6 protein-coding genes and 1 tRNA gene are annotated in these 6,168 nt (G+C 58.0%); all 7 read right to left on the reverse strand.

Going from position 1 to position 6,168, the window contains the following annotated elements; all coding sequences use genetic code 11:
* Position 1: 1 nt before the first annotated feature.
* On the reverse strand, positions 2-688 hold the full coding sequence (locus RA29_RS21025; RefSeq protein WP_039689785.1) for a hypothetical protein: 687 nt from the start codon (positions 686-688) through the stop codon (positions 2-4).
* A 491-nt stretch (positions 689-1,179) separates the two neighbouring features.
* Complete coding sequence (locus RA29_RS21030) at positions 1,180-1,455, reverse strand: amphi-Trp domain-containing protein (protein WP_039689787.1); 276 nt, start codon at positions 1,453-1,455, stop codon at positions 1,180-1,182.
* Positions 1,456-2,155: 700 nt separating this feature from the next.
* Positions 2,156-2,533 (reverse strand): hypothetical protein, encoded by a 378-nt coding sequence (locus tag RA29_RS21035; protein ID WP_039689789.1) that lies wholly within the window; start codon positions 2,531-2,533, stop codon positions 2,156-2,158.
* A 70-nt stretch (positions 2,534-2,603) separates the two neighbouring features.
* Positions 2,604-3,302, reverse strand: coding sequence for a hypothetical protein (locus RA29_RS21040; protein WP_039689814.1), 699 nt, complete (start codon positions 3,300-3,302; stop codon positions 2,604-2,606).
* A gap of 115 nt (positions 3,303-3,417) precedes the next feature.
* A tRNA-Trp gene (locus RA29_RS21045) sits at positions 3,418-3,493 on the reverse strand.
* Positions 3,494-3,542: 49 nt separating this feature from the next.
* Positions 3,543-4,781 carry a CoA transferase gene (locus RA29_RS21050; RefSeq protein WP_039689791.1) on the reverse strand — a complete coding sequence of 413 codons (1,239 nt, stop codon included), beginning with the start codon at positions 4,779-4,781 and terminating at the stop codon, positions 3,543-3,545.
* On the reverse strand, positions 4,778-5,617 hold the full coding sequence (locus RA29_RS21055; RefSeq protein ID WP_039689793.1) for a MaoC family dehydratase N-terminal domain-containing protein: 840 nt from the start codon (positions 5,615-5,617) through the stop codon (positions 4,778-4,780). Before RA29_RS21055 ends, RA29_RS21050 begins: the two co-directional genes overlap by 4 nt.
* Positions 5,618-6,168: the final 551 nt, after the last annotated feature.

A 6,168-nucleotide genomic window follows, 5' to 3' on the forward strand; every position in this document is an offset into this window, starting at 1 on the left:
GTCAGCTTTCCTGCGCCATCCGGTCCAGCCGGTCGCTGACCACCTGCTGATGTTCGATGTCAGCCTGCTGCATGGACTGGAAGTCGGGCATGTAGAGGCTGTCGACCATGCCATCCGGGAAGATATCGAGCACGCTGTCCCAACGATAGGCGAAGGTGTCCAGTTTGCCGCGAAGTTCCGCCGCGCGTGCGGGGTTGCGCGCTTCGATGCGGTCGAGCCAGGCGAGAATACCATGCCACACCCGGTCGGCACCCAGCGTCAGAAACGTGCCCACAACAAGCATCAGGGCGAGCACGGCCCCGATCACGAACCAGTGCGGGCGCACGACGAACAGCAGGGCCATAAGCGCAAGACCGATGTGGCGGGTCGTCGGCTGAAAGGTCCGGACGCGCTGGATAAGTGCGCTTACCGGTCGCAGCAGCCTCGGGAGACCGCGGGGCGATCGCTTTTTACGAGGGCGTGCCTCTTCTTCGACTGCGGCAAGCTCGGGCAGGTCGTCTGCACGGCGACGCGGGGCCGCTTCGGTGGTCCGCTCGACAAAGGCCTGCACTTGCTGCTTTTGCATCGGTGCTTCAGCCACCTTTTCGGGTGCGGTGTCGCCGCCCTCGGTCAGTACCGAGCGGATCATCGACATCGTCTCTTCCTCACTTGCGGTGTGAGATTGACCGGGGATCAGTGTGTAAGTCATCTGGCAGCTTCCTTGCCCCATCACCAATTGGGGCCGTCATTACCGGCCCGGGCAGATCGGGCGTTGATACGGCTCGCGTTGTGCGGATGAGGCGAAGCTAGGGCCGGAATAAGGGAGAGCAGTGTCAGAGATATGGCGAAAACATGGCACTGTCTTTAATGGAGGTTCAATGATTAGCTACGCGCCGGGATTGTTTCTGTGGCGGCGCCGGGTTGCGTAACACCACCCGGACCGGGCCACATGGAGGTCGCATTTCAGTGAATCACTGAAGCAGGCTTGCTGTCGCTAATGCGGGCCTACACGGCAGAGCGAACCCCATCCATGCTGCCCGCTTGATTGCCTTACGCTTGCAGGACAAAGACCCCGAACAGCCTGTTCAGGCCAATGCGGATGGCTCCGAAATGGCCGCGGCGCCTACTTGGAAACCAGTCCGCTGGTCGAGCTACCATGTCCCGAACCACGAGGTGCTGATCTTGAGTGCGCTCGCCGGTCTAGCCCAACTCAACGGATCCTGTTGAGGTATCTCCATCATACCATTTCAACTCGATCTCCAGGCTGTGCTGGATGCCCTTGCTGCGCTTTTCCTCATCTTCGACTTTCAACTCCAGAACGATACGTTCCGGCAGGCTCAGGACGATCTCATCCTGACCTTGTCGAAGAACAACCTGAGCGGCATCAATGCGGTCTGCCAAGTTACGCAGGAAGTCGGCCACATCGCTGCGTGTCTTGGGTTCTTCACTGCTGAACAGCGTGATTTCACGCCCCATTCTCGTCTCCTCGCCCGTCTGTTGACCCACAAAATGAGCCGAGGGTTCCGCCCTCCTCATCTCATTTGAAAATTGGGAGGTGGCGCGTACGTGTTCAAGTCGCGTCCGCCGTGATTGTCGGCAGAGGACGTGTCGCAGGTTTCACGACAGATCGAGAGCGTCCTGCTTCTGCGTCACTGAGGATTCGAGAATGCGAACATGCGAGGACAGCCCGACTTAAGCAAACCCTACGTTGAAGCACGCGAGTATGCACAAAATACCCTGTCAAAAGCGGTCCGATGTTTCGCACGGCGTGTATGATGAGTTTTTGGCAGGGGCAGCAGGGTTCGAACCCGCGACCTACGGTCTTGGAGGCCGTTTAGACGCGTCATTACATACTGTTTTTACACGATAATTTAGCGTGAAACTGTGTGCTGTGTAAAAAACTGTGTAACTTTCGACCTTCTTTGCACCTGTTTTCAAACTCACTTGGACGCTACCCGCACTGAATCTCGCTGTACAGTCGGATACATCCGTTGTTCACAAATGCGTCTTGTTGACACATGCGCCGCAAGCCCCTCCTAACTGCAACGATAGACAACTCTTTCACCCGCTACGCTGGTTTCCGTGTAGTCCACGCTCAAGTCGCGGGCGATGGAGTCATAGTCGAGGTAGAAGCGCAGACGTTCCGGTATCTGGCCAAGTAGGGCGACGGCGGTATCTATACCTGCAAAGCAGGTTCAGCAGATTGACCTTTCGGGGTAGGAGATGGAGGTGAGCTTTCAGCCACCTCTGCAACTTCAAACTTTGGCGCTTCAACTGCTTCGGAAAGTCCTAGCTCGGAATCAAGGGCTTCCATCCGCTTTTCGAGCTGGGCATCTGCCTGCGCGACGCTGGACAGAACGTGATCCTCGACCGCTTCCTTGTTCATTCCCTGCGCTTCAGCTTCGCGTCGCGCATCAATAGCCGTCTGGTCAAGATATCGCTTTTGGGCCGCATCTTCCTGCTTCTTTGCAGCTTCAATCTCTGCTTCAGAAGCTCCGACACCTTCTAAACCCATGCGGATGTTAGTCGCGCGCAAGGCATCAGCTTCCAGCATTCCAGCAAGATCACCGCGTGCCTTGGCCTCGTTGTACTCTGCCTGAAGCTGACGCTGCTTCTCGTGGAACTTAGAAACGTCTACCCGTGTTCGCCATGAACAGGATCTTGTCGTGAAGCTGCTCTGCTAGGTATTTGTTCCGCTCTCCTTTGGCTTGCTTGATGTTGGCGCGCGTTGCTTCGTAGAGCTTTTTGTATTCGTCGGGCGAGAACCAAGCACGGTGAACGATTTTTCCTGATGCTTTGTAGGGCGCGGACACATCGGGGACGTGAGTGATCCAGCCCTGCCTAACTGCTGTTTTGAGAACTTGCCGGAGCGTGACTGTCTCATGGTGCAGTGTGCTTCGGGATGGTGGTTTGCGGTCTTCCGCTACGTTGATGCGTGAAATTCGATAGTCTTGGACGGTGCCACCGTTGATAGACGGTAGCGCCATTTCGCCAAAAAACGGAACCAGATGCATCCGTATTCTACGATAGTGGTCTTGAACCCAACGCGGGTTGCGCTCACCGTTTGTCAAAGCCTCATACTCAGCCATAAACTTTTCGGCTGCATGTTTGAATGTCTTCTCTCCATGGATTTCGCCATCTCTCAGCTTACCCCTGAGAGTGAGATACCAGTCCTCAGCGAAGTCCTTCGCAAGAGACAGGCTGTCTGTCTTCGTTGATGCGCGCCTGTTTCGTCCAGCCAGAAAGCTTGCGCACTGCCATTTAGAGCTGCCCTCGCGGCGATAGATGTGAACTTTACCGCCTAAAATTGTGTGTTTTCCCATAGTTACTCACCACCATGCGTGTCTAAGCCAATTTTGTGTAAGCTTTGTGCAATGACAACTTCCTAGGTGGGGTTGTGCACTGCAAACTTCAACTTACTGATTTTTGGTGAGTTTTTGGCAGGGGCAGCAGGGTTCGAACCCGCGACCTACGGTTTTGGAGACCGTCGCTCTACCAGCTGAGCTATACCCCTATGCGCCGGATTGAATTACGCGGCAGAGGTAAGCTTTGCAAGGGCGAAATCAGGCGGCCGTGCGCGTAGCGCTGTAGCGGTCAGATTGTACAACACCCGCATCGAACAGATGCGCGATTTCGGTGTCCGTCAGCCGCATCACATCACCCAGCACCTCTTCGGTATCTGCGCCAAGGGTCGGAGCCGCCTGTGCCGGGGCGCGGTCATGTGCGCCGAAGCTTGCTGGGTGACGGGGCACCGGGTACGTGCCGATCCCCGGCTGGTGCAAGACGTCGAACATCGGGTTGTCGCTGCCAAGGTCCGGATCATCCGCCAATGCCTCGCGCACTGTGCGGAATTCAGACCATGTCAGGCCCGCTGCGTCGAATTCCGTGCGGAACTCGGACACGCGACGGGACGCAAACCAAGGGCGCAGGATGTCCGTGATCTCGGCCCGGCGCCGCCAGCGCTCGCCCTCGTCCGCGAGCGAGATGCCGTAGCGCCGTTCCATGGCCAGCATGGCCTCTTCGGTTCCTGTGGCTTTGACCAGGCCGCGCCACTGGCGATGGGTCAGGCCGATGACCATGATGCGGTGCCCGTCTGCACACACAAAATCCTGTCCATACGCACCATAGAGCGCATTGCCCGCCTTGATCCGGTCGGTCGGATTGAGTGTCGCATCGCCCAACATGCCGAGATGGCCCATCGTGGCGGCGGCAACATCCTTGAGCGCAAGCTCTACCTTTTGCCCTTCGCCCGTGCGCAGCCTGTGCCGCTCTGCCGCCAGAAGCGTCGAAACACACATGTTGCCCGCAATGAGATCCCAGGCTGGCAAGGCATGAGCGACAGGCTCGTGCGAGCCTTCGGGTCCGGTCATGTGAGGGATGCCGAGGGCCGGATTGACGGTGTAGTCAACCTGTGGGCGCCCGTGACGGTCACCTTTGAGCGTCAGCGTAACGATGTCCTCGCGCAAGGTGCACAATGTGTCGTGGTCCAGCCAGCCATTGACCGGCAGGTTGGTTAGGAACAGCCCCGCGTCCGGACCGGGTGCTGCGACGAGTTGCTGAACGAGCTTCTTGCCATCCGGGTGGCGCGTGTCGACCGCGACCGACTTCTTACCCTTGTTCATCCCTGCCCAAAAGAGGCTTTCTCCTGAGGGTGCGAGAGGCCAGCGGCCAGCATCCAGCCCGCCGCCCAGACGATCAACGCGGATCACCTCTGCCCCCATTTGCGCCAAGGTCATTCCGGCCAGCGGCACTGCAACAAAGGCGGCGTGTTCGACGACACGCATTCCTGACAGGACGGTCATTGTGTACCTCCGAACATGGCTGTGGCGCGCATTCCCTGATGTCCGTTCTGCCCGGTGTAGAGCGACAGGATGCCGTCATCCGTCGTCGTGCAAATATCGACAGGTGCTCCGGCAAACAGCGGATGCACGGCGCGGAAGTCGAAAAACACCGGGGTTTGGCCGGATTGTTCCGTCGCGTGACGCATGAGCAGCGTGGCTTGCAGCGGCCCATGCACAACCAGGCTCGGATATTTTTCCACCTGCTGGGCGTAGTCGAGATCGTAGTGAATGCGATGCGCGTTGAACGTGACAGCCGAGTAGCGGAACAGCAGGGTCGCAGATGCGTCCACCTGTTCGCTCGTGTCGGCGGGCATGGCGCTTTTTTTCGGGGGCGTGAAAGTCTCCGGCATGGGCAGGTAAACAATGTCCTGCCGTTCTTCGATGGCGAGGCCCTGGGGGCCGATGATCGTGTGATCCAGTGTGACAAGCGCCATGGGTCCGGCGGCGGTTGTTTTGGTATCGACCGAGCGGACCGCCGTGTGGCGGTGCAATGTGTCGCCGACCCGGATCGGGGCGTGAAAGCTGAGCGCCCCACCAGCCCACATGCGACGTGGCAGACCAAGGGGCGGCAGGAGGGCCCCGGGTGCAGGATGCCCGTCGGTCCCGAGGTGATCGGTGTGGCCCATAGGCGGGAAGGCTGCCCAATGCCACAAGGGCGGCAGAAGCGCACCGCCACGCGGTGCCGCCTCGTCCGAGCGTCCAATCGTGGCGTGCAGTTTGGCTGCCATCGACATGTCGATACCGCCCACGTCAGAGGTGCTTTTGCCAACCCATGCAGCCGTGTTGATCTGATCCATCAAAAATCCTCCCGTTACAACCAAGGGTGCGCAAGCGCGGAAAAAAATCAATATATTTTAATGACTTAGCGGGATACCGTCGTATACCGTATGAGCACGTTCGCAAGTGCAGCACTGCGAGAAGCCTTGGATTTCAGCGACTTTCGCCGCGTGTTTGCAGGTGCAGAATGACAGCAGCAGTGATCAAGAAAATTCCACAAACAGCCCTATGGAACGCAACTTTGTTGCTTTTTCTGACATCGCGTTTGCGGGCACTGAGACGTAAATCGAATCCAAAAGCCGCTAGGCACCAACTGAGAAACAGGGTGTTTTGGATCGGCAGAGCAGATGGAAATTGACAAGAATGACATGAAAAAGGGCCGTGCGTGATGCGCGGCCCTTTCTGTTTCAATGTCGTGGCGGATCGAGATCCGCCTTACGTGTTGTGAAGTGCAGCAACCGGGTGCTGCGGCTCTGCTCTCGTGACCTTTGCTGTGCAAAGGCACTGTTGCAGGTGCCGCCCACCAGTTGCGGTAAACCGCAACTTACTCAGTGATTTTCGACACCACGCC

Source organism: Tateyamaria sp. ANG-S1, from assembly GCF_000814025.1.
Classification (GTDB): domain Bacteria; phylum Pseudomonadota; class Alphaproteobacteria; order Rhodobacterales; family Rhodobacteraceae; genus Tateyamaria.